General features: G+C 71.1%; 21 protein-coding genes. 14 read left to right on the top strand and 7 right to left on the bottom strand.

All coding sequences use genetic code 11. From position 1 onward, the window contains the following. The first annotated feature begins 179 nt into the window (after nucleotides 1-179). The gene (gene asnB / locus RM788_RS35905; RefSeq protein WP_315923494.1) at nucleotides 180-2,108 is read left to right on the top strand and encodes an asparagine synthase (glutamine-hydrolyzing); all 1,929 of its coding nucleotides are present in this window, start codon (nucleotides 180-182) and stop codon (nucleotides 2,106-2,108) included. 691 nt (nucleotides 2,109-2,799) lie between these two features. Here asnB and RM788_RS35900 read toward each other — a convergent pair. Next, the gene (locus tag RM788_RS35900) at nucleotides 2,800-4,449 is read right to left on the bottom strand and encodes an FAD-dependent oxidoreductase (RefSeq protein WP_315923492.1); all 1,650 of its coding nucleotides are present in this window, start codon (nucleotides 4,447-4,449) and stop codon (nucleotides 2,800-2,802) included. Nucleotides 4,450-4,547: 98 nt separating this feature from the next. Between RM788_RS35900 and RM788_RS35895 the strand changes: the two genes are divergently transcribed. Both RM788_RS35895 and RM788_RS35890 read left to right on the top strand, forming a co-directional pair. Next, nucleotides 4,548-5,276, top strand: a complete 729-nt coding sequence (locus RM788_RS35895; RefSeq protein ID WP_315923490.1) for a TetR/AcrR family transcriptional regulator — start codon at nucleotides 4,548-4,550, stop codon at nucleotides 5,274-5,276. Between the two features lie 89 nt (nucleotides 5,277-5,365). Further along, nucleotides 5,366-5,539, top strand: coding sequence for a hypothetical protein (locus RM788_RS35890; protein ID WP_315923487.1), 174 nt, complete (start codon nucleotides 5,366-5,368; stop codon nucleotides 5,537-5,539). Between the two features lie 650 nt (nucleotides 5,540-6,189). On the opposite strand, the gene RM788_RS35885 is transcribed toward RM788_RS35890, so the two are convergent. Then, nucleotides 6,190-6,579: a HesB/IscA family protein gene (locus RM788_RS35885; protein WP_315923485.1), complete on the bottom strand. Its 390-nt coding sequence runs from the start codon at nucleotides 6,577-6,579 to the stop codon at nucleotides 6,190-6,192. Nucleotides 6,580-6,683: 104 nt separating this feature from the next. After that, complete coding sequence (locus RM788_RS35880) at nucleotides 6,684-7,688, bottom strand: glycerate kinase family protein (protein ID WP_315923483.1); 1,005 nt, start codon at nucleotides 7,686-7,688, stop codon at nucleotides 6,684-6,686. A gap of 40 nt (nucleotides 7,689-7,728) precedes the next feature. Between RM788_RS35880 and RM788_RS35875 the strand changes: the two genes are divergently transcribed. Together RM788_RS35875 and RM788_RS35870 are read left to right on the top strand one after the other, a co-directional pair. Next, nucleotides 7,729-8,373, top strand: coding sequence for a DUF3043 domain-containing protein (locus RM788_RS35875; protein ID WP_315923481.1), 645 nt, complete (start codon nucleotides 7,729-7,731; stop codon nucleotides 8,371-8,373). A 41-nt stretch (nucleotides 8,374-8,414) separates the two neighbouring features. Next, nucleotides 8,415-9,401 (top strand): aldo/keto reductase family protein, encoded by a 987-nt coding sequence (locus tag RM788_RS35870; protein WP_315923479.1) that lies wholly within the window; start codon nucleotides 8,415-8,417, stop codon nucleotides 9,399-9,401. A 48-nt stretch (nucleotides 9,402-9,449) separates the two neighbouring features. Here RM788_RS35870 and RM788_RS35865 read toward each other — a convergent pair whose 3' ends face one another. Then, nucleotides 9,450-9,650: a hypothetical protein gene (locus RM788_RS35865; RefSeq protein WP_315923477.1), complete on the bottom strand. Its 201-nt coding sequence runs from the start codon at nucleotides 9,648-9,650 to the stop codon at nucleotides 9,450-9,452. Nucleotides 9,651-9,721: 71 nt separating this feature from the next. On the opposite strand from RM788_RS35865, the gene cobU reads away from it, so the two are divergent. From cobU to cobS, 3 genes are read left to right on the top strand one after another with little or no spacing between them, the layout of a single operon-like run. After that, nucleotides 9,722-10,267: a bifunctional adenosylcobinamide kinase/adenosylcobinamide-phosphate guanylyltransferase gene (cobU, locus tag RM788_RS35860; protein WP_315923475.1), complete on the top strand. Its 546-nt coding sequence runs from the start codon at nucleotides 9,722-9,724 to the stop codon at nucleotides 10,265-10,267. After that, nucleotides 10,264-11,331 (top strand): nicotinate-nucleotide--dimethylbenzimidazole phosphoribosyltransferase, encoded by a 1,068-nt coding sequence (gene cobT, locus RM788_RS35855; RefSeq protein ID WP_315923473.1) that lies wholly within the window; start codon nucleotides 10,264-10,266, stop codon nucleotides 11,329-11,331. Before cobU ends, cobT begins: the two co-directional genes overlap by 4 nt. A gap of 4 nt (nucleotides 11,332-11,335) precedes the next feature. Then, nucleotides 11,336-12,055 (top strand): adenosylcobinamide-GDP ribazoletransferase, encoded by a 720-nt coding sequence (cobS, locus tag RM788_RS35850; protein WP_315923471.1) that lies wholly within the window; start codon nucleotides 11,336-11,338, stop codon nucleotides 12,053-12,055. A 27-nt stretch (nucleotides 12,056-12,082) separates the two neighbouring features. Here the strand turns inward: cobS and RM788_RS35845 are convergent, their stop codons facing one another. Together RM788_RS35845 and RM788_RS35840 are read right to left on the bottom strand one after the other, a co-directional pair. Further along, nucleotides 12,083-13,183: a branched-chain amino acid aminotransferase gene (locus RM788_RS35845; protein WP_315923469.1), complete on the bottom strand. Its 1,101-nt coding sequence runs from the start codon at nucleotides 13,181-13,183 to the stop codon at nucleotides 12,083-12,085. A gap of 16 nt (nucleotides 13,184-13,199) precedes the next feature. Beyond that, entirely contained in the window at nucleotides 13,200-14,519 is a 1,320-nt protein-coding gene (locus tag RM788_RS35840; protein WP_315923467.1) for an APC family permease, read from the bottom strand. A 196-nt stretch (nucleotides 14,520-14,715) separates the two neighbouring features. On the opposite strand from RM788_RS35840, the gene RM788_RS35835 reads away from it, so the two are divergent. Beyond that, the gene (locus RM788_RS35835) at nucleotides 14,716-16,212 is read left to right on the top strand and encodes a leucyl aminopeptidase (RefSeq protein ID WP_315923465.1); all 1,497 of its coding nucleotides are present in this window, start codon (nucleotides 14,716-14,718) and stop codon (nucleotides 16,210-16,212) included. Nucleotides 16,213-16,331: 119 nt separating this feature from the next. Here the strand turns inward: RM788_RS35835 and RM788_RS35830 are convergent, their stop codons facing one another. Further along, nucleotides 16,332-16,661: an oxidoreductase gene (locus tag RM788_RS35830; RefSeq protein WP_315923463.1), complete on the bottom strand. Its 330-nt coding sequence runs from the start codon at nucleotides 16,659-16,661 to the stop codon at nucleotides 16,332-16,334. A 204-nt stretch (nucleotides 16,662-16,865) separates the two neighbouring features. Here RM788_RS35830 and lpdA point away from each other — a divergent pair, with 204 nt between their 5' ends. The 5 genes from lpdA to lipB all read left to right on the top strand — a co-directional run bounded on the left by lpdA (nucleotide 16,866) and on the right by lipB (nucleotide 22,406). Then, nucleotides 16,866-18,236 carry a dihydrolipoyl dehydrogenase gene (gene lpdA / locus RM788_RS35825; protein ID WP_315923461.1) on the top strand — a complete coding sequence of 457 codons (1,371 nt, stop codon included), beginning with the start codon at nucleotides 16,866-16,868 and terminating at the stop codon, nucleotides 18,234-18,236. A 55-nt stretch (nucleotides 18,237-18,291) separates the two neighbouring features. Then, entirely contained in the window at nucleotides 18,292-20,049 is a 1,758-nt protein-coding gene (sucB, locus tag RM788_RS35820; protein ID WP_315923459.1) for a 2-oxoglutarate dehydrogenase, E2 component, dihydrolipoamide succinyltransferase, read from the top strand. A 128-nt stretch (nucleotides 20,050-20,177) separates the two neighbouring features. Next, nucleotides 20,178-21,071 (top strand): TIGR01777 family oxidoreductase, encoded by an 894-nt coding sequence (locus tag RM788_RS35815; RefSeq protein WP_315923457.1) that lies wholly within the window; start codon nucleotides 20,178-20,180, stop codon nucleotides 21,069-21,071. Beyond that, nucleotides 21,068-21,676 (top strand): phosphatase PAP2 family protein, encoded by a 609-nt coding sequence (locus tag RM788_RS35810; protein WP_315923455.1) that lies wholly within the window; start codon nucleotides 21,068-21,070, stop codon nucleotides 21,674-21,676. Before RM788_RS35815 ends, RM788_RS35810 begins: the two co-directional genes overlap by 4 nt. Next, nucleotides 21,663-22,406: a lipoyl(octanoyl) transferase LipB gene (lipB, locus tag RM788_RS35805; protein WP_315923452.1), complete on the top strand. Its 744-nt coding sequence runs from the start codon at nucleotides 21,663-21,665 to the stop codon at nucleotides 22,404-22,406. Before RM788_RS35810 ends, lipB begins: the two co-directional genes overlap by 14 nt. The last annotated feature ends 54 nt before the right edge of the window (nucleotides 22,407-22,460 follow it).

Genomic DNA, 22,460 nt, shown 5'->3' with positions numbered 1-22,460 from the left:
CCGGTGAAAAACACGCTGTCCGACCAAGAGGAAGTCCTGGCCGGGATCATGCGGGAGCGTAGCCCAGCACGGTGAGGCCCACCCCTCGGGGGCAGTGCGTTGTGGTGCAGTTTCGGTCACACCCGGCCACCCCGGCATACTGGTGCCTTCCTTACGCGACACGAAAGGTGCCAATCGCTGTGTGCGGCTTCGTGGGACTGGTTAGCCCTGGCAGGAACGAGGCAGAGCACGCGCGGTCGGCGGTGGCCGCCGCACTGCGCTGCCAACGGCACCGCGGGCCTGACGAGAGCGGGACGTGGCAGGGCGACGAGGTCGTCTTCGGCTTCAACCGCCTGTCGATCATCGACATCGAGAACTCGCACCAGCCGCTGCCGTGGGGGCCGCCGGAGGAGCCGGGCCGGTACACGATCCTGTTCAACGGCGAGATCTACAACTACCTCGAACTGCGCGCGGAGCTGACCAGCAAGTACGGCGCCCGGTTCACCACCGACGGCGACACCGAGACCATCGTCGCGGCCTACCACTACCTCGGCCCGGCCGCCGTGGCCCGGTTGCGCGGCATGTTCGCGTTCCTCATCTGGGACTCCCAGCGCAAGGTCGTCTTCGGCGCCAGGGACCCGTTCGGCATCAAGCCGCTGTACTACGCGGCAGGCCCGAACGGCGTCGCGCTGTCCAGTGAGAAGAAGAGCGTCCTGGAACTCGCGCCGACCATCGGCATCCGGCCCGTGCTGGACGTCAAGGCGCTGCAGCACTACCTGATCCTGCAGTACGTGCCCGAGCCCGAGTCGCTGCACAGCCAGGTGCACCGCATCGAGTCCGGCACCTCCTTCACCATCCGCCCCGGCGGCAAGCCGGTGACCGAGCGGTACTTCCCCGCGACCTTCCGGATCCGGACGGTGCGCGGCGACTCCGAGGCCAACCGCCTGTACGACGAGATCACCGAGGTGCTGCGCGACTCCGTCGCCAAGCACATGCGCGCCGACGTCACCGTCGGCTCGTTCCTGTCCGGCGGCATCGACTCCACGGTCATCGCCGCGCTGGCCAAGGAGCACAACCCGGACCTGATCACGTTCACCACCGGTTTCGAGCGCTCCGGCTTCTCCGAGATCGACGTGGCGGCCGAGTCCGCGGCGGCGATCGGCGTCAAGCACGTGGTCAAGACGGTCACCGCGCAGGAGATGATGGACGCCCTGCCGCTGATCACCTGGTACCTCGACGACCCGGTGGCCGACCCGGCCCTCGTCCCGCTCTGGTTCATCGCCCGCGAAGCCCGCAAGCACGTCAAGGTGGTGCTGTCCGGCGAAGGCGCCGACGAGCTGTTCGGCGGCTACACGATCTACCGCGAACCGCTGTCCCTCGCCCCGTTCGAGAAGGTCCCCGGCGCCCTGCGCAAGGCGATGGGCAAGGTCTCCACGAAGATCCCGCAGGGCGTCCGCGGCAAGGACCTCCTGCGCCGCGGCGCGCTCACGCTGGAAGAGCGCTACTACGGCAACGCCCGCATCTTCATGGACGACCAGGTCCGCGCCGTCCTGCGCACCTACGACCCGTCCGTCACGCAGAAGGACGCCACCGCCCAGCCCTACCGCGAGTCCGCCCACTGGGACCCGGTGACCCGCATGCAGCACGTCGACCTCTTCACGTGGCTGCGCGGCGACATCCTGGTCAAGGCCGACAAGATGACCATGGCCAACTCCCTGGAACTGCGCGTCCCCTTCCTGGACCCCGAGGTCTTCAAGATCGCCTCGCAGATCCCCTCGGAACTGAAGATCACCAAGGACACCACCAAGTACGCCCTCCGCCAGGCCATCCGCGACATCATCCCGCCGCACGTCATCAACCGCCGCAAACTCGGCTTCCCCGTGCCCATCCGGCACTGGCTGAAGGACGAGATGCACGAGTGGGCGCTGCAGATCGTCGCGGACTCGCAGACGGACCAGTACATCGACAAGGCCGCGGTGCGCCGCATCATCGAGGAACACCGCTCCGGCGTGCAGGACCACAGCCGCCGCATCTGGGCCCTGCTGGTCTTCATGATCTGGCACGGCATCTTCATCGAACGCCGCATCAACCCGGTGGTCCCAGAACCCCACTACCCCGTCAAGCTCTGACGTCTCAACTCCACCCCGAAGACCTCCGTGCCCCTTGGGGCCGGGGGTCTTCGGTTTGGGGGGGCTCACGTTGGTTGTCGGCTGTTTGCGTTGTGCCGGAACCGTTGTGAGGCTGTCGGCCAGCCGGGTAGCACGGTGTCGGTCGTGCCAGGACGGCCGCGGGCTGCTCGTCCAACTTGGCCAGCATGTCCACGACGGCCCTGGCGACACCATTCCTCACGTCCCATCGCCAGGACCGCGACGCCAACCGCAAAACCAGCCGCAGGCACCACCAACTGAGCTTCGAACACCGGCCACAGCGGCCCCTGCCCAACACCGATGCCTACGCCCGCATCGGTGTCTGTGCTCGCACCCGTGCCAGCACAGGCACTGGGCTGGGGGCCGAGGTGCAGGGCTGGACCTGGCTATCCAGCCGGCGAAGCCCAGCCGTTGACGCTCAGCCCGCGAAGCCCGGTGTTGGGTGTCTTTCGGCGCCTGCGCACTCGGTCCCGGCATCGGCACCTCCAGCCAAACCCGGCCACAGGTCCCGATGCCTGCCCACCAGTTCCGCGGATGACCAGGCCGTATGCGCCCTCCTTTTGCTCGTACCTGTTCCCGCGTGCCGCGCTGCCCTCGCTCACCTACCAGCCCTCGCCAACACCGGCCCCAGCCGAGCCGGAACCCGCGGCCAGCGGCGGTCAGGTGACTGTGTTCAGGTGACCGCGGCCAGTGCTCGGCGATCCAGTAGGTGGTCGATGACCTCTCTGAGGATGTGTTCCGGGGCTGGGCTGGATGTGGTGGTGCGCCAGGCGACGAAGCCGTCGGGGCGGGTCAGGAGGGCGCCGTGGGAACCGGTGCCCGAGGTGGTGGGCCAGGTGTTGGCCGGGTCCTCGGTGTCGCCGGTCGGGCCGATGACGCAGGTCTGGATGGGGATGTCGGTTTCGGTGGCGACCGCTTTGGCGGCGGCTGACCACGAGGTGGCTTCGGAGCTTGCGAAGAGGGTGAAGGTTCCGGCGGACAGGTCGACGGTAGAGATCTCCCGACCGTTCCTGCGCAAGCGGACGTGGGGCACCCTGGTGCCGGGTGAGCCGTCCAGGATCTGCTCGACGTGTTCGGTCGACGGAGGGGTCGGTCTGGGGTCGAGCACCGCGGTGGAGTTGTACTGGTAGCCGAACGTGGTGACGAGCAGGGCTTCCATGCCGACGGCGGCGCGGTCCTCGGCCCTGGCCGGGCTCACGTCCCAGTGGAGTTCGCGGTAGTGGCCGCGGAGCACGGCCTGGTCCAGGGTCGAGCGGGCGATGGGGAGGCGTTCGGTCTCGTAGGTGTCGAGCAGGGCAGGGCCCGCTCGGTGCTGGAGGACCGCCGCGAGTTTCCAGGCGAGGTTGTGCGCGTCGGCCAAGCCGGTGTTGAGGCCGAAGCCGCCGGTCGGCGGGACGACGTGCGCGGCGTCCCCCACGAGGTGGACGCGGCCCTCGGTGAACCTGGTCGCGGTGCGCGCGGTGGACTGCCACGGCAGGACTCCGAGGATCTCCACCTCCACATCGGACGACCCGAGGGCCGCGACGACCAGTTCACGACAGCGGTCGTGCGGGAAGTCGGCGGGTGTCACGCGGTCCCGTGTGGAGTACGGGATGTGGAAGATCCAGCGGTCCACGTTGTCGACCGGGATGAGGATGCCGCTCGACACCGGGTTGTCGATCTTGCACATCGCGAACCCGAGGTCGCCGACCAGCTCGGTCAGGTCGGCGCGGAACAGCACGTTGATCATGTGGCCACCCAGCTCGCCGGGCCCGGCGGTGGGGATCTCCAGCAGCGTGCGGACAGTGCTGGCGGCACCGTCCGCCGCCACCAGGTACTCGGCCCTGATCTCCTCGCGCTCGTCCGCGGACCTGTCGTGCAACTCGGCGACCACACCGGACTCGTCCTGGCGCAGGGACCGCAGCTCGACGCCGAAGTGGACGGTCGCCCCCTGGTCCCGCGCCGCCGACAGCAGGACGGGATCGATGAGGTCCTGCGGGCAGGCGCCCAGGAGCGCCGGACTGATCCGGTCCGCTTCCGTTCTCAGGTCGGGCGTGACCCCGACGCGAGCCGGGGCCGAGTGGTCGGCCGAGGCCAACGTCTCCACCTCCAGCACCCCCTGGTTGCGCGACAGCCGCGACGACGCCTCCACCAGCGCGGACTCGACCTCCGCCTCGCGGAACAGCTCGGCGCTGCGACCGTTCACCGCGAACGCCCGCGGATGGCGCGAAAGACCCGGATGTCGTTCGACCACCGCCGTGCGGACCCCGTGCCTGGCCAGGAACAACGCCGCCATCAACCCCACCGTTCCGGCACCCACGACCAGGACCTCCACCTCACGCATGCGATTCCCCCTTCGAGTTGGGAACGGTGTGCCCGTTCTGGGAACACCGTACGCTTTCGACTACCATGTGCGCTACCCCCACTTCCACCAGGAGCAGCGTGAGCACCGAAAGCCCCCACAGGTTCGACGTCGTGTGGACCCGCCGCGGCCAGGAGAACCACCGGCAGCGCCCCTCGTTGAGCATCGACCGGATCGTCGGGGTGGCGCTCCGGATCGCCGACCAGGAGGGGGTCGGGGCGCTGTCGATGCGGCGCATCGCGACCGAACTGGGGTCGGGCACCACGTCGCTGTACCGGCACGTGGCGGGCAAGGACGACTTGATCGACCTCATGGTCGACGCGGTGTACGGCGAGGTCGAACTGCCCACGAGCCCGTCCGGGCAGTGGCGGATCGACCTGCGGTTCGTCGCGCACACCTCGCGGACGATGATGCGGAAGCACCCCTGGCTCGCCGCCGAAGCCGCCAGCAGGCCCGCCATCGGGCCGAACGCGTTGCGGCACCTCGATTTCGCGCTCACGGCGGCGGGCGGTGCGAGCGCGGACATCACCCGCGCGTCCGGGCTGCTCGGCGTCGTCGGCAACTACGTGCTGGGCGCGGTGGTCAACGAGCTCGCCGAGCAGGAGTCGCGCCGCCGCACGGGGCTCACGGAGGAGGAGTGGCGCGCGGCCGTGTCGCCGTACATCGAGGAGGTGGTGGCCAGCGGGCACTACCCGGAGGTCAACCGGCGAATCCGCGACGCGGAGGACCTCGACCACGACGAGCAGTTCGAGTTCGGCCTGGACTGCCTGCTGGACGGCATCGCGGCGCGGGCAGGGGTAGCGGGCTGATCGACTCGGGTCACCCGAGGAGATGGCGGGCGAAGACTACCGTTTGGTAGGGCTATCGCAGGTCAGACGGCTCGTCATACGGTCGGGAGGTGACTACCCCCGAGGCTTCCACCATGACCGAGCTGATCGAGGACTGCGCGGACATCCCCCGCTCGATCACCCACGCCGAGCGCCCGCTGCCCGCGCCTCGCGCCGCCGCGTCCTGGGAGGTCGACGACACCACGGCGCGCCGGGTCGACGGGATCGACGACTACGGCGTCTGACGTCAGGCGCGAAAGAGGCGGCCGCGCCGGTACAAAGGAGCCGAGCGCGATCAGGGCCAGGACGGCGGAGCCGATTTGAAGATCGGGGTCGGCGCGGCGTCGGGGTTGCCCAGGATGACGAACAGAGCCGATCAGCTTGCTCATGTTGCGCGCGGTGCCGAGTTTGCGTGGGATGAGGGCACAAGGCGGGTCAGCGCGTCCGTGTTGCGCGCAGTGCCGAACTGATCGTTGAGCACGACGTCCAGGGCGACCGGGTGGCCCCCCGAGATCAACGTTAGTGACGGGGTCCGACATTTTCGGGGCCTTGAGCGGCTGCCAGGGATCGGTGCACCTGATCGAGTGAACGACCGCTGAGCAGGGTGCCGCAAGTGGGCTGGCACGCGGACCGGGTCCGGCGGGCGGTTGAACCGACCTCGACGGACTTCGGCGAACGGCCGGGTGTCACACGACGGCGAACGGCCGAGTGTCACACGACAAAGCCCTGGATCGGGTCCGTCAGCCGAGCAGCCGATCACAAGCAACCGAACCGAGCCCTCAACCCTGGCACTCGACCCAGGCACTCGACCAAGCCGAAAACGGACCCGAAAACCGAGCCCGGACATGCGACAGGGCGGCCACCCCCGTGGGTGGCCGCCCTGTCGGTTAGACGACTAGTGGAACGAGTCGCCGCAGGCGCAGGAGCCGCCCGCGTTCGGGTTCTCGATCGTGAAGCCCTGCTTCTCGATGGTGTCGACGAAGTCGATGACAGCACCCTCGACGTACGGTGCGCTCATGCGGTCGACGGCGACCTTCATGCCGTCGAAGTCGCGCACCGCGTCACCGTCGAGGCTGCGCTCGTCGAAGAACAGCTGGTAGCGCAGGCCCGCGCAACCACCGGGCTGGACGGCGATGCGGAGGTGCATGTCGTCGCGGCCCTCCTGGTCGAGCAGCGCCTTGGCCTTCGCGGCCGCCTGGTCGGTGAGCGTCACGCCGTGCGTGGGCGCTTCCGTGGCCGGCGCGGCGGCTTCGGTGGAGGCTGCTGCGTCCTGAGCGGTGGTCATAGCTCTCCCTCGGAGGTCGAAACGGGCGGTCAGCCCTCACAACACGGGCGGTACCCGCTTTGTTCCACCACCCATGGTGGCACAGGACACCGACAAGTCGGGCGTCAGCGTGACCACTGTCCCGCCACGCGGACCGCCAGTTGCGCGAGGGTGCCCGCGGGGTCGGCCATGGCCGCTTCGACGGAACCGACGTGGTCGGCGACGGCGTAGGAGCCCGTTATGCCTGCTGAACCGGCCTCCCGCTGGCCGACGCTCACCTGGCCTGCGAGCACCAGGCAGGGGATGCCGCGGGACGCGGCTCCGGAGGCGACGACGGTCACGAGCTTCCCGCGCAGCGACTGCCAGTCGAAGCTGCCCTCGCCGGTGATGGCGAGGTCGGCGACGGCGAGCGCGTCGTCCAGGCCGGTCAGCTCCCTGACCAGGCCCGCACCCGAGGTGACGGTGGCGCCGAGGGCGAGCAGGGCGGCTCCCAGGCCGCCCGCGGCACCGGCGCCGGGCAGGTCCCGGACGGGGCGGAGCCGGTCCATCCCCTCCAGCCGGGCTTCCAGCCTGGCGACGGCCTCTGGCGAGGCGCCCTTCTGCGGGCCGAACGTGGCCGCGGCGCCGTGCGGGCCGAGCAGCGGGTTCTCGACGTCCGAGGCGGCGACGAGCTCGGCCGTCACAGCGTCGACCACGGACAGCAGCCCTTCGCCGCCGTCGGTGGTGCCCGAACCGCCGAGGCCGACGACGATCGTGTGGGCTCCCGAGGCGGCGAGCACCAACTCGCCCACACCGCGGGTCGTCGCGCGTTCGCACCACTCGGCGCGCTGGTCGGCGGGCACGAGGTGCAGGCCGCAGGCCTCGGCGGACTCGATGTAGGCGGTGCCGTCGTGCTCGAGCCAGCGGGCCGTGACGGGGGCGCCGAGCGGGCCGGTGACCTCGACGACGTGCAGTTCACCGCCCAGGGCGGCGTGCAGGACGTCCACGAAGCCGGGCCCGCCGTCGGCGAGCGGGCGGAGGAGCAGGTCGTCGTCGGGGGCGGTGTCGCGCCAACCGCGGGCGATGGCCGCGGCGGCCTCCCCCGCCGTCAGCGTCCCGCCGAAGCAGTCCGGAGCCACCAGTACGCGCACCTCGCGGAGGGTACCGAAGGCATTGTCATACCCTTGTCGGGTGAGGTTCCTGCGCCGCAGCTCCGATGAGTCCGCCACCGCCGTCGACGACACCGTCCCGGAGGTGGTCACCGACGACCCGGACAAGAGCCGCACACCGGGCAAGGGGCGTCCCACGCCGAAGCGCCGCGAGGCGCAGGGCAGGCGGTCCGGCCCGGTCCCGCCGCCGCCCCGCACCCAGCGCGAGGCCCTGAAGCGGGCGCGCGGGAACAAGAGCAAGCTGACCAAGGAGGACCGCCGCGCCGCCTCGGCCGACCGCCGGGCGAAGATGCTGGCGGGCGACGAGAAGTACCTGCTGCCGCGCGACCGCGGACCGGTCAAGGCCTACATCCGCGACCTGGTCGACGCGCGCCGCAACCTCATGGGCCTGTTCATGCCGCTGGCGATCGTGGTGTTCGCCGCGCTGCTGACCCCGCTGGTGATCGTGCAGCAGTACGCCACGCTGGTGACGACGTTCATGCTGCTGGCGATGGTCCTCGAGGGCATCGTGCTCGGCCGGATCGTCACGAAGAAGGTGCGCGCGAAGTTCCCGACGGAGCCGATCCGCGGCCTGTCGATCGGCTGGTACTCGTTCATCCGCGCCAGCCAGCTGCGCAGGCTGCGGGTGCCGAAGCCGCGCGTCTCGCCGGGTGACACCATCAAGTAGGTTCTTAGCAAGACGAACGAGGCCGGTCTAGGCTGGGGCGCATGGAGTTCCGACGTCTCGGCCGCAGCGGCTTGAACATCAGCGAGATCTCGTACGGCAACTGGCTCACCCACGGCTCGCAGGTGGAGGAGGAGCAGGCGCAGGCGTGCGTGCGCGCGGCGCTGGACGCCGGCATCACCACGTTCGACACCGCCGACGTCTACGCCAACACCAAGGCGGAGTCGGTGCTCGGGCGCGCGCTCGCCGGGGAACGGCGCGAGAGCGTGGAGATCTTCACCAAGGTCTTCTGGCCGACGGGTCCCGGCGGGCCCAACGACAAGGGCTTGGGGCGCAAGCACATCCTCGAGTCGGCGAACGCCTCGCTCAAGCGCCTGCAGACCGACTACGTCGACCTCTACCAGGCGCACCGGTTCGACCGGACCGTGCCGCTGGAGGAGACGATGCTCGCGTTCTCCGAACTGGTCCGCCAGGGCAAGGCCCTCTACATCGGCGTCTCCGAGTGGAACGCCGAGCAGATCACCCGCGGTGCCGCGCTGGCCCGTGAGCTGAACGTGCCGTTCATCTCCAACCAGCCGCAGTACTCGATGCTGTGGCGGGTCATCGAGCCCCAGGTCGTCCCCGCCTCGGAGCGCGAGGGCCTCAGCCAGATCGTCTGGTCCCCCATCGCGCAGGGCGTGCTGACGGGCAAGTACCTGCCCGGCGGCGAGGTGCCCGCGGGTTCCCGCGCCACCGACGAGCGCGGCTCGAAGATGATCGCGGGCCTCATGCGCGACGAGGTGCTGACCAAGGTCCAGGAGCTCAAGCCGATCGCCGAGGAGACCGGGCTGACGATGGCGCAGCTGGCCGTCGCCTGGGTCCTGCAGAACCCGAACGTGGCCAGCGCGATCATCGGCGCGTCCCGACCGGAGCAGGTCCACGAGAACGTCAAGGCGGCAGGCGTGAAGCTCGACGCCGAGGTGCTGGAGAAGATCGACAAGGTGCTGGAGGGCGTGGTCCAGACGGACCCGCGCCTCACCGTCGTCGCGTGATCCCCCGGAAGGCCTCGCCGACATCGGCGGGGCCTTCCGCTCCGGGACCTACTCGGCCGACGCCAACGACATCGGGCCGTACACCTCGGCCTCGCTGCGCAGCAGCGTCACCTGCGCCACGCCCGCGTCGGCCAGCTCCTGCCACTGCGCGCTGAACCAGTCCTCGGCGTCGGCCTGGTCGGCGAACGTCTCATCGGGACCGTCGACCTCGCGCCCCTGCTCGTCCTGGTAGCGCCACCGGTAGTCCACAACGGCCTCCTCGCGATGTCCTCCGGGTAACGTGCCAGGTCAGGCTATGCGATCCAGGAACGGAGTCGGGTGTGACGCGTCGGACACTCGTGCTCGGCGGCGCCCGCTCGGGCAAGTCGGCGCATGCCGAGGGCCTGCTCACGGACCCGGCGGTGACCTACGTGGCCACGGCCCGCCGCTACGACGGCGACGCCGACTGGGACCGGCGCATCGCCCTGCACGTCGAACGCAGACCGGACAGCTGGACCACTGTGGAGACCCAGGACCTGGCCGCGCTGCTGGAGGACGACGCCGGTCCCCCGCTGCTCGTGGACGACCTGTCGACCTGGCTGGTCAACGTCCTCGACGACGCGGGCGCGTGGGAGGACGACGACACCGACGCGGTCGAGCGGGCGTGCGGGGAGCTGGTCGACGCGGTGCGCGGATTCCGGGGCCGACTGGTCGTGGTGTCCGCCGAGGTCGGGCTAGGCGTGGTGCCGTCCACCCGCTCTGGCAGGCTCTTCCGTGATCACCTCGGTCGGCTCAACGCGCGGCTGGCCGAGATGTGCGACGAGGTGCTGCTGCTCGTCGCCGGGATTCCACTGACACTGCGCGAAGCCGGAGGTACTGGGCCGTGAGCACCAGCGAGGACGAGGACGCGGACTTCACGTTCCCGCCCGTGGAACCGCCCGCCGAACAGGTGCTGCTGCAGGCGCTCGCCCGCCTGGACACCCTGACGAAGCCGGTGGGGGCGCTCGGGAAGCTGGAGGGCGTCGCCGCGTGGGTGTCGTCGTGCCAGGGCGTCTGCCCGCCGCGGCCGTTCACCCGGCCGAGGGTCGTGGTGTTCGCGGGCGACCACGGGATCGCCAGGCACGGCGTGTCCGCCTACCCCACCGAGGTCACCGCCCAGATGGTGGCGAACTTCCTCACCGGCGGCGCGGCGGTGAACGTGCTGTCCACGGTCGCGGGCGCGACGGTGCGGGTGGTCGACATGGCCGTCGACGGCGACACCCCGGACGTGGTGAGCACGTTCAAGGTGCGCCGGAGCTCCGGGTCGATCAACCGCGAGGACGCGCTGACCCGCGAGGAGGCCATCGCGGCGATCACCGCGGGGATGCGGATCGCCGACGAGGAGGTCGACGGCGGCGCGGACCTGCTGATCGCCGGGGACATGGGCATCGGTAACACGACCCCGGCGGCGGTGTTGATCGCGTCGCTCACCGGGTCGGAGCCGGTGAGCGTGGTCGGCCGCGGCACGGGCATCGACGACGCGGGCTGGATGCGCAAGACGGCCGCCATCCGCGACGCGCTGCGCCGGGCCCGCAAGGTGATCGGCGACCCGGTGGCGCTGCTGGCGACCGCGGGCGGCGCGGACATCGCGGCCATGGTCGGTTTCCTCGGCCAGGCCGCCGTGCGCCGCACGCCGGTCCTGCTGGACGGCGTCGTGGTCGGCGCGGCGGCGGTCGTCGCGGAGGAGCTGGCGCCGGGCGCGCGCGAGTGGTGGAAGGCCGGGCACCTGTCGGCCGAGCCCGCGCACGCGCTGGCGCTGGGCCACCTGAGCCTGGAACCGCTGCTGGAGTTCGACATGCGGCTCGGCGAGGGCACCGGCGCGGTGGCCGCGCTGCCGCTGGTGATGATGGCCACGAAGGTGCTCGCCGAGATGGCCACGTTCGACAGCGCGGGCATCACGGACAAGGGGTAGCGGGGTGGACGGCGTCCGGCTCGCGCTGTCCTGGCTCACGGTGCTGCCGGTGCGGTCCGGTGTCGTCGACGCGCGCACGGCGCGCCAGGCGATCACGCTGGCGCCGCTGGTGGGCGCCCTGCTGGGCGCCGTCACCGCCGCGTTCCTGTTCGGTCTCGCCTGGTCGGGCGCCCCGCCGATGCTGGCGGGGCTGCTGGCCGTGGGGCTGCTCGCGCTGGCCACCAGGGGCATGCACCTCGACGGGCTGGCGGACACCGCGGACGGGCTGGGCTGCTACGGGCCACCGGAGCGCGCGCTGGCCGTGATGAAGGACGGCGGCGCGGGCCCGTTCGGAGTCGTGACGCTCGTGGTCGTGCTCGGCGCGCAGGCGTCGGCGTTCGGCGCGGTGCCGTGGGGCGCGGTCGTGGTGGCGCTGGCGACCGGGCGGGCGGCGTTCGCGGTGTGCTGCCTGCGCGGTGTTCCCGCCGCACGCCCGGAAGGCCTCGGCGCGCTGGTCGCGGGCAGCCAGTCGTGGGTCGTCGTCGCGCTCTGGTGGATCGTGCTGGCCGGCGCGAGCGCGCTGGTCGTGCCGCACGGGCCGATCGCGGTCGCGGCGGCGCTCGGCCTGGTGCTGCTGCTGGTCAGGCACACGCGCAGGCGGTTCGGCGGCATCACCGGTGACGTGCTGGGCGCGGCCTGCGAACTGGCCGTGCTCACCGTGCTGGTCGGCTGCACGCTGGGGTGAGGGCCCCGCGCAGGGGCCCTCACCCGGTCAGACGAGCCTGGTCATCCAGCCGTGGGTGTCCTCGACGGAACCGTGCTGCAGACCGGTCAGCCGCTCGCGCAGCCGCTTGGTCACCTCGCCGGTCTCGCCGCCGGAGACGCTGAACTCGCCCTCGCCGTGCTTCACGTGGCCGACGGGGGTGATGACCGCGGCGGTGCCGCAGGCGAACACCTCGGTCAGCTCGCCCGACTCGGCCTTCTTCTCCCACTCCTCGGTGGAGATCCGCCGCTCCTCGACCGCGTAGCCGAGGTCGGCCGCCATCCGCAGCAGCGAGTCGCGGGTGATGCCGGGCAGCAGCGCGCCGCTCAGCTCCGGCGTCACGACGCGGGCGTCCGAACCGGAGCCGAGGACGAAGAACAGGTTCATCCCGCCCATCTCCTCGACCCACCGGCGCTCCACCGCGTCGAGCCACACGACCTGGTCGCAGCCCTTCTCGGCGGCCTGCGCCTGCGCGACCAGGGAGGCCGCGTAGTTGCCCGCGAACTTCGCCGCGCCGGTGCCGCCGGGAGCCGCCCGGACGTACTCGGTGGACAGCCACACGCTCACCGGCTTCACGCCGCCGGGGAAGTACATGCCCGCCGGGGACGCGATCAGCACGTAGAGGTACTCGCCGGCCGGGCGGACCCCGAGGCCGACCTCGCTGGAGATCATGAAGGGCCGCAGGTAGAGGGACTCCTCGGCCGCCGAGGACACCCAGCGCTCGTCGATGGAGACGAGCTGGCGGATGGACTCGAGGAACAGCTCGTCGGGGAGTTCCGGCATCGCGATCCGGTTCGCGGAGAGGCGGAAGCGGGCCGCGTTCGCCTCGGGGCGGAAGGACGCGATCGAGCCGTCGGAGCGGCGGTACGCCTTGAGGCCCTCGAAGATCGCCTGGCCGTAGTGCAGCACCATCGAGGCCGGATCGAGCTCCAACGAGTGGTAGGGCTCGACCGACGGCGCGTGCCAGCCCTGTGCGCGGTCCCAGCGGATCATCACCATGTGGTCGGTGAAGTGCTGTCCGAAACCGGGCTTCGCCAGTACCTCCGCTACGCGTTCCGGGGTCGCCGGATGCGGGTGGGAGGTCACGGTGAAAGGCAGCGCTGTCGTCATGGTTAGACGATAGTGCCTAGTCCCGCAGGAGAAAATCGCCATCCCGAGAATCGGACGTCCGACTTTCCCGCGGCGGGACCAACGCGGCCGCCGCACGCCTACGAGCGGCGATGCGGGCGCACAGTCCCAGCAGGACGGTGCCGATCGCCATCGTGGCGAACGTGGTCACGAGCGCGTCGACCGGGCTGCTCATCGCCAGCAGCACCGACAGCCCGAGCCCGAAGCACGCCGTGCGCATCGGCCACGTGCGCTCCTCCTGGAGCAGCAGGCGCGCCGACGCGTTCGTGAACGCGTAGTAGAACAGCGTGCCGCACGCGCCGATCGCCAGGGCCGTCGCCGGTGGAGCGAGCAGCAGCACGATCGAGGCCGCCACGCCCGCCAGCACGTCGACCTGCCACGGTTCACGACCGCCGCGCACGGGCGCGAGCCGCCCCGGCACGTCTCCCGCCGCGGCCATCGCGCCGAGCGCGCGCCGCGAACCCGCGAAGACCGAGGTGAGCACGGAGAGCGCGGCGACCAGGGCGCCGAGCTGGACCAGCGGCACCAGCCAGCCGCCGTCCGCGGCGAGCAGGGCGTCGCGCAGCGGGGCGGGCGACAGGGCGAGCCGGGCGGCGCCGAGCTGGTACCGGACGGCCGCGGCGACCGCGAGGGTGAGGCCGAGGACGAGCGCGAGGAGCAGCGGGACCGCCCACCGCTGGGTGCGGACGGAGTGCACCGGGTCGTCGCGGAAGGGGGCGGTGACGCGTTCGAAGCCGGTGAACGCGACGAACAGGACGGCGGCCGCGCCCATGAAGGCGGTGAAGTCGTCCGAGCCGGGCAGCACGGCGGGCGCCGGGGGCGGTGCGACGCCGAAGCAGACCGCGACGACGAGCACGAGCACTACGACCACCACGGCGGCCGCCACCCGGAGCGCGCCGGTGCCCAAGCGCACACCTGTGGCGCTGAGCACTCCCCCGCAGGCCAGCACGAGCAGCGCGACGAGCATCCGGTTCTCCGGGAAGGCGTAGGTCGCGGCCATGCCGGCCACCGCGGCGGCGACGCCCGCGCGGCCGAGCAGGTAGGCGCTCGCGCCCATCCGGGCGGGCCACGGGCCGAGCTGGGCGCGGATGTAGCCGTAACCACCGCCCGCGTGCGGGTGGCCGCGCGCCTGGTCCGCGGTGGAGAAAGCGCTGCACAGGGCGGCGAGCGCGGCGATGGCGGCGGCCGGGACGAACCACCGGCCGGAGATCGAGGCCGCCGGGGCAAGGCCGAGGAACACGCCGGCGCCGATCGTGGAGGTGAGCCCGAGGACCACGGCTCCCGACACCGCCGAGCGGCCATGGGGCGATCGCGTCACCGCTACACACTCCCAGATTGCTCGGCTGGGCGGGAACCCTCAGACGGCGGTCCCCCGATCGTGTTAATTGTTACTCCGCGCAATCGACGGTGCCGTCGACAGTGGACGTCCGCAGACCTTTAGCATCCATCAGGATCCACCCTCGTTCCCGCCGCACAGCGCAGAAGTGCCGGGAGGAATCGCCAAGGAGCACTACGTGACAGGGCCGAAGCTGGCGCTTACTGACAGTGACCTGACCACCTTGCCCGCCGACGTCGTGGTGGTGGGGACGGTGCAGGGTCCGGACGGCCTCGCGCTGGCCGACGGCGGCGCCGCCGTGGACGCGGCGTTCGACGGGGGGCTGGTCGCGATCCTCGACACCCTCGGCGCCAAGGGCAGGGCCGAGGAGGTCGTCAAGCTGCCGACGCTCGGCAAGCTGACCGCCCCGCTGCTGATCGCGGTCGGCCTCGGCAAGCCCGGCGCCGACGGGTCGATCACCGAGGAGCAGGTCCGCCGCGCCGCAGGTGCCGCCGCGCGCGCCCTCGCGGGCCGCAAGCGCGCCGTGACGACGTTGTCAGCCGTGCACATCGGCGCCACCGTCGAGGGCACGCTGCTCGGCGGGTACGCGTTCACCGACTACAAGTCCGAGGCCGGCGACGGCCCGGTCGGCAGGCTCGACCTCGTCGCCCCCGCCGCGGGCAGCCCCAAGGACCACCGCGCCGCGCTCAAGGCGTCCACCGCCATCGCGGAGGCCGTGACCACCACCCGCGACCTGGTCAACACCCCGCCGAACGACCTGTTCCCGGCCTCGTTCGCGGAGCGCGCGGCGGCGCTCGGCAAGGCCGCGGGCCTCGAGGTCGAGGTGCTCGACGAGAAGGCGCTGCGCAAGGCGGGCTACGGCGGCATCCTCGGCGTCGGCATGGGTTCGTCCCGTCCGCCGCGCCTGGTGCACCTGTCCTACGTCGGGCCGAAGGCCACCAAGAAGGTCGCGCTGGTCGGCAAGGGCATCACGTTCGACACCGGCGGCATCTCGATCAAGCCCGCCGCGGGCATGGACGAGATGACCTCCGACATGGGCGGCGCCGCGGCGATCGTGGCCACGATGGTGCTCGCCGCGAAGCTCAAGTACCCGCTGGCCATCGAGGCCTGGGTGCCGATGGCGGAGAACATGCCCTCGGGCTCGGCCTACCGGCCCGGCGACGTCCTCACCATGTACGGCGGCAAGACCGTCGAGGTGCTCAACACCGACGCCGAGGGCAGGCTGGTCCTGTCCGACGCGATCGCGCGCGCCTGCGAGGACGAGCCGGACTACCTGATCGAGACGTCCACGCTCACCGGCGCGGCCATCGTGGCGCTGGGCAAGAAGACTGCGGGCGTCATGGGCTCGGACGAGTTCCGCGACCGGGTCGCCGCCGCGGGCCGCGCGGTCGGCGAGAACGCGTGGGCGATGCCGCTGCCCGAGGAGCTGCGCGCCGACCTCGACTCCCGGCTGGCCGACCTGGCCAACGTGATGGGCCACCGCTGGGGCGGCATGCTCGCCGCGGGGATCTTCCTGAGCGAGTTCGTCGCCGAGGGCGTCCAGTGGGCGCACATCGACATCGCGGGCCCGTCCTGGCACTCCGGCGGACCGTCGGGCTACACCACCAAGGGCAGCACCGGCGTGCCGGTCCGCACCCTGGCCGCCGTGCTCGCGGACATCGCCGCGAACGGTTGAGCGAGGGGCTCAGGATGCCCGGATGTAGGACTCGGGGTGCCTGAGCGTTCGACACGGGGTGTCTGAGCGTTCGACTCGCGGGAGCCCCCGGCGTGGTTGCGCCGGGGGCTTCCGCGTGGTCAGCGGTTGTCGGGCCTGAGCTTCTGGCGGGCCGTGTAGTCGCGCATGCGTTGCGGGTAGCCGACGATGCCCGCGTCGTAGATGGGCATGCCGAGCTTGCGGGCGAACTTGCGCGCGCCGTCCTCCCCGTCGATTCGGCGACGGGTCCACTCGCCGTCGTGCGCGACGAGCACCACGGTGGTTTCCGTCACGGTCGTCTTCGGCTCGACGAAAGCCTCGACGCCGTGCCGCGCGGCCGCCCACTCCTCCAGGTGCCCGGTGTCGGTCGACGAAGCACCGCGCAGCACGCCGGGCTTCGGCTTCCTGCGGAAACGATCCAAGAGCCCCACGGGGCCACCTCCTAGGAGACCTGTGGCGACCATGGTGCCGGCCGGGCTGTGAAGCAGGTGGCAAGTCGTCCCAAGGGGACACCCGATCGAGGCCCCGTGGCCGCTTGCTCCGAGCAGGTGACAAGATGACTTGAGTACCCGCGCGCACCCGCGCGAATGCAAGGCACGCACATAGGTGAAGATGAAACCGTCGAGGAGTTCGAAGTGACCGACACCTCCGCCGACCTTGTGATCCTCGGTGGCGGCTCAGGCGGCTACGCCTGCGCGTTCCGCGCGGCCGAGTTCGGTCTGTCCGTCGTCCTGGTCGAGAAGGACAAGCTCGGGGGGACCTGCCTGCACCGCGGCTGCATCCCGACCAAGGCCCTGCTGCACGCGGCCGAGGTCGCGGACAACGTCCGCGAGGGCGACCAGTTCGGTATCAAGAGCTCGCTCGAGGGCATCGACATCGCGGGCGTGAACTCGTACAAGGACGGCGTGGTCAGCAAGCTCTACAAGGGTTTGCAAGGTTTGGTGAAGGCCAACAAGGTCACGCTCGTCGAGGGTGCGGGCACGTTCGTCGGCCCGAACACCGTCGTGGTGAACGGCGACCGCTACACCGGTAAGAACGTGGTCCTCGCCACCGGTTCCTACGCCAAGAGCCTCCCCGGTCTGGAGATCGGCGGCCGGATCATCACCAGCGACCAGGCGCTGAACCTGGACTTCATCCCGGAGAAGGTCGTCGTCCTGGGCGGCGGCGTCATCGGCGTGGAGTTCGCCAGCGTGTGGCGCTCGTTCGGCGCCGAGGTGACCATCGTCGAGGCGCTGCCGCGACTGGTCCCGGTCGAGGACGAGTACGCCTCGAAGCAGCTGGAGCGCGCTTTCCGCAAGCGCGGCATCAAGTTCAAGACCGGCGTCCGGTTCACCGGCGCCACCCAGAACGACAAGGGCGTGTCGGTGTCGCTGGAGTCCGGCGACGTCCTCGAGGCCGACCTGCTGCTGGTGGCCGTGGGACGCGGCCCGAACAGCGCGGGCCACGGCTACGAGGAGGCCGGGGTCGCCACCGACCGCGGGTTCGTCACCACCGACGACCGCCTCCGCACCAACCTGCCGAACGTGTACGCCGTCGGCGACATCGTGCCCGGCCTGCAGCTCGCGCACCGCGGCTTCCAGCAGGGCATCTTCGTCGCCGAGGAGATCGCGGGGCAGAACCCGAAGGTCATCGACGAGGCCGGCATCCCCCGCGTCACGTACTGCAAGCCCGAGGTCGCCTCGGTCGGTCTCTCCGAGGCTGCGGCCAAGGAGAAGTACGGCACGGTCGAGACCTTCGTCTACGACCTGGCGGGCAACGGCAAGAGCCAGATCCTCAAGACCGCGGGCGGCGTCAAGCTCGTGAGGGCGCCCGACGGTCCGGTCGTCGGCATCACCCTGGTGGGTGAGCGCGTCGGCGAACTGATCGGTGAGGCCCAGCTGATCTACAGCTGGGAGGCTTTCCCGGAGGACGTGGCTCCGCTGATCCACGCCCACCCGACCCAGACAGAAGCCCTCGGCGAGGCATTCCTCGCCCTGGCCGGCAAGCCGCTGCACGTGCACGGCTGACCGTCGCAAACAAGTCAGCCGAACCTGCAACTCAAGCACGAGGAGTCAGCGAACGATGGCCTTCTCCGTCCAAATGCCCGCACTCGGCGAGAGCGTCACCGAGGGCACGGTCACCCGCTGGTTGAAGCAGGAGGGTGACCGGGTCGAGGTCGACGAGCCGTTGCTGGAGGTCTCGACCGACAAGGTCGACACCGAGATCCCTTCGCCCGCGGCCGGGGTCCTGCAGAAGATCGTCGCCCAGGAGGACGAGACCGTCGAGGTCGGCGCCGAGCTGGCGGTGATCGGCGACGGTGCCGGTGAGCAGACCACGCCCACCGCGACGCCCTCCGAGGAAGCCCAGCCGGAGCCCGAGCCCGAGCAGGCGTCCGAGCCCGAGGCCGAGGCCCCGAAGCAGGAGGAAGCCCCCGAGCAGGAGGCTCCCGCGTCGTCGGGCGGTTCCGGCGAGGGCACCCCGGTCGTCATGCCCGCGCTCGGCGAGAGCGTGACCGAGGGCACCGTCACCCGCTGGCTCAAGCAGGTCGGTGACTCGATCGAGGTCGACGAGCCGCTGCTGGAGGTGTCCACCGACAAGGTCGACACCGAGATCCCCTCCCCCGTGGCCGGCACCGTGCTGGAGATCACCGCGGCCGAGGACTCCACCGTCGAGGTCGGCGGTCAGCTCGCCGTGATCGGGTCCGGTTCCCCGGCGCCGTCGTCGGCACCGGCTCCCGCCCCGGCGCCCGAGGCGCCGAAGCAGGAGGCTCCCAAGCAGGAGCCCCCGAAGCAGGAAGCGCCGAAGCAGCAGGAAGCCCCCAAGCAGGAGGCTCCCAAGTCCGCCCCGGCCCAGCCGTCGGCACCGGCTCCGGCCGCGTCCGAGGAGTCGTCCAACGGCACCCCGTACGTCACGCCGCTGGTGCGCAAGCTGGCGTCGGAGAACGGCATCGACCTGAACTCGCTGACCGGCACCGGTGTCGGCGGCCGCATCCGCAAGCAGGACGTGCTGGCCGCGGTCGAGGCCAAGAAGGCCCCGGCTCCCGCGCCCGCCGCCCCGGCTCCGGCCGCCGCCGCTCCCGCCCGCGCCGCGGCCCCGGCCGCCGCGGACACCAGCGGACTGCGGGGCAGCACGCAGAAGCTGCCGCGCCTGCGCCAGATCGTGGCGCAGCGCACCCGCGAGTCGCTGCAGATGTCGGCGCAGCTCACCCAGGTGTTCGAGGTCGACGTGACCAAGATCGCCCGGTTGCGCAACCGCGCCAAGGCGGCGTTCGAGCAGCGCGAGGGCGTCAAGCTCACGTTCCTGCCGTTCTTCGCCAAGGCCACCGTCGAGGCGCTCAAGCAGCACCCGAAGCTGAACGCCTCGATCGACGAGGAGGCCAAGCAGGTCACCTACTACGGCGCCGAGCACCTGGGCATCGCGGTGGACACCGAGCGCGGCCTGCTCAACGCGGTCATCCACAACGCCGGTGACCTCAACCTGGCCGGTCTGGCGCACAACATCGCCGACCTCGCCGCCCGGACCCGTGCGAACAAGGTCACCCCGGACGAGCTGTCCGGCGGCACCTTCTCGCTGACGAACCTGGGCAGCAACGGCGCGCTCTTCGACACCCCGATCATCCAGCAGCCGCAGGTCGGCATCCTGGGCGTCGGCGTGGTCAAGAAGCGCCCCGTCGTCGTCACCGACGAGAACGGCGACGACAACATCTCCATCCGCTCGATGGCGTACCTGGCGCTGACCTACGACCACCGCCTGGTCGACGGCGCGGACGCCGGTCGTTTCCTCACCACCATCAAGAACCGCCTGGAAGAGGGCGCGTTCGAGGCCGATCTCGGCCTGTAGGGCGACTCGGGCGAGCCCCTCGGCGCGGTCCGCGCCGGGGGGCTCCGCCTTGTCCCCACCCGTGTCCCTTTTGGGTCCGCATGTCCTCCTGCTGTGCACGAACCCCACCATTGGGAGACGATCAACCCATGCGCGTCGTGATCGCCGGTTCGTCCGGGATGATCGGAACCAGTCTGGTGGCGTCGCTGCGCGGTGAGGGGCACGAGGTGCTCCGGCTGGTGCGGCGCAGGCCAGCCGCGCCCGATGAGCGCGGCTGGGATCCGCCCGCGGGCCGGATCGACGCGGGCGCGCTCGACGGCGTCGACGCGGTCGTGAACCTGTGCGGCGCGGGTGTGGCGGACAAGCGGTGGAACGATGCCCGCAAGCAGGTGCTCCGCGACAGCCGCAACGTGCCGACCGAGGTGCTGGCCGCCGCGGTCGTCGAGCACGGCGTGCCGACGCTGGTGAACGCGTCGGCGATCGGCTTCTACGGCGACACCGGCGACGACGTGGTCGACGAGACCCGCGGTTCCGGCAGCGGCTTCCTGGCGGACCTGTGCCGCGAGTGGGAGGCGGCCACCGCGCACGCCGACCAGGCGGACGGGGTGCGGGTGGTGAAGCTGCGCACCGGGCTGGTGATCGCGCAGGCCGGTGGGCTGTTCGGCCGGATCAAGCCGCTGTTCGCGTTCTTCCTGGGCGGCAGGCTCGGCGACGGCACCCAGTACATGCCGTGGATCTCCCTGGACGACGCCACCTCCGCGATCCGCTTCGCCGTGGAGAACGACAAGGTCGTCGGCCCGATCAACCTGACGGCGCCGAGCCCGGTGACGAACGCCGAGTTCACCAGGACCGTCGGTCACGTGCTGCACCGGCCGACGCCGTGGGTCGTGCCCGGCTTCGTGCTCAAGGCCGCGCTCGGCGAGGTGGCCGAGGAGGGCATCCTCGTCGGCCAGCGCGCCGTGCCGAAGGTGTTGGAGCGCAACGGGTTCCAGTTCCTGCACCCCGCTCTCGGAGCGGCGGTGTCGGCAGCGGTGAACGGTTGAGCCGGGCCGTCGTCCTCCTGGTCGGCGTCCTGCTCGTCGGCGTGTCGACGGCTCTCGGCGTGTTCGTGCGCGACGAGGTGCCGGCGCTCGACGTCCGGTTCAACGCCTTCGACCCGCTGCACACCCGTCCGCTGACCTACGTGGCCGAGTGGATCAGCTTCGTCCTCAGCCCCGGTCTCGCGACCATCGTGCTGCTCGGGGTGGCCGTGAGGTCGTGGCTGGCCAAGGACTTCCTGCTGTTCCGGATCGGCGTGCTGCTCGGGCTGTGCTGGTGCACGGTGCTGGTCCGGTACGCCTACCGGCGGGTGCGGCCGATCGACTTCCCGAAGTGGAGCTACCCCAGCGGGCACGTCACGGCGGTGACGGCGCTGGCGTTCACGTCGGTGGTGGCGTGCGCGTGGCTGGCCCGGCGGTGGGTGCGGGTGGTCGCGGCGCTGGCCGTGACGGCGGTGGCGCTGACCGCGGTGAGCCGGGTCGTGCTGCGGATGCACTGGTTCACCGACACCGCCGGGGCCGTGACCGCCGTGGTGGGCGTCGGGCTGCTCTCCGGTCTCGCCCTCGGGCTCGTGGGGCCGGGAGTAATGTCGAACCGTGACCGGACCTGACGTCTCCTGCCGCACCTCGAGCGACCCCTTCGACGTGCGTGAGCTGGGCACCATCGACTACATGGCCGCCTGGGACCTGCAACGCGACCTCGCCAACGCCCGCGCGGACGGCACCGCGGGCGACACCCTCCTGCTGCTGGAGCACACCTCCGTCTACACCTGCGGACGGCGCACCGAAGAGGCCGACCGGCCGGTGAAGAGCACCATCCCGGTCATCGACGTCGACCGCGGCGGGAAGATCACCTGGCACGGTCCCGGCCAGCTCGTCGGCTACCCGATCATGGAGCTCACCGAGCCGATGGACGTCGTGCAGTACGTGCGCAGGCTGGAGCAGGCGCTGATCCACGTGTGCGACCAGCTGGGCGTGCCGACGGGGCGGGTCGACGGGCGCAGCGGCGTGTGGCTGGCGGCCGACGACCGCGGTCCGGAGCGCAAGATCGCCGCGATCGGCATCCGCGTGCAGCGGGGCGTGACGATGCACGGTTTCGAGATCAACTGCAACGCCGACCTCGGCGCTTTCGACGACATCATCCCCTGCGGCATCAGGGATGCCGGTGTGGCTTCCCTGTCGCGGGAGCTGGATCGGGACGTGACGGTCGCGGAGGTGCTGCCGATGGCCCGCGACGCGGTCCTGGCGGCCGTCGACGGGAGCCTGCCGCTGTCCGACCGCGTGCTGCCGCGCGGTGGGCCGAACGCCGCGGGCATCACCTTCGCGGTGCGGACGGGCTGACAAGCCGACTCCGTTCCTCTAGTATTCCGTAATTACGGACTACCAGAGGGGGAA

This window comes from Umezawaea sp. Da 62-37, from assembly GCF_032460545.1.
Lineage (GTDB): Bacteria > Actinomycetota > Actinomycetes > Mycobacteriales > Pseudonocardiaceae > Umezawaea.
This window is presented reverse-complemented; position numbering and strand designations above follow the sequence as displayed.

Excerpts from the sequence above, each read along its gene's own strand:
- RM788_RS35900 (WP_315923492.1), bottom strand. The coding sequence starts at position 4,449 with ATGCGTGAGGTGGAGGTCCTGGTCGTGGGTGCCGGAACGGTGGGGTTG.
- RM788_RS35885 (WP_315923485.1), bottom strand. The coding sequence starts at position 6,579 with ATGACCACCGCTCAGGACGCAGCAGCCTCCACCGAAGCCGCCGCGCCG.
- RM788_RS35870 (WP_315923479.1), top strand. The coding sequence starts at position 8,415 with ATGGAGTTCCGACGTCTCGGCCGCAGCGGCTTGAACATCAGCGAGATC.
- RM788_RS35845 (WP_315923469.1), bottom strand. The coding sequence starts at position 13,183 with ATGACGACAGCGCTGCCTTTCACCGTGACCTCCCACCCGCATCCGGCG.
- sucB (WP_315923459.1), top strand. The coding sequence starts at position 18,292 with ATGGCCTTCTCCGTCCAAATGCCCGCACTCGGCGAGAGCGTCACCGAG.
- RM788_RS35815 (WP_315923457.1), top strand. The coding sequence starts at position 20,178 with ATGCGCGTCGTGATCGCCGGTTCGTCCGGGATGATCGGAACCAGTCTG.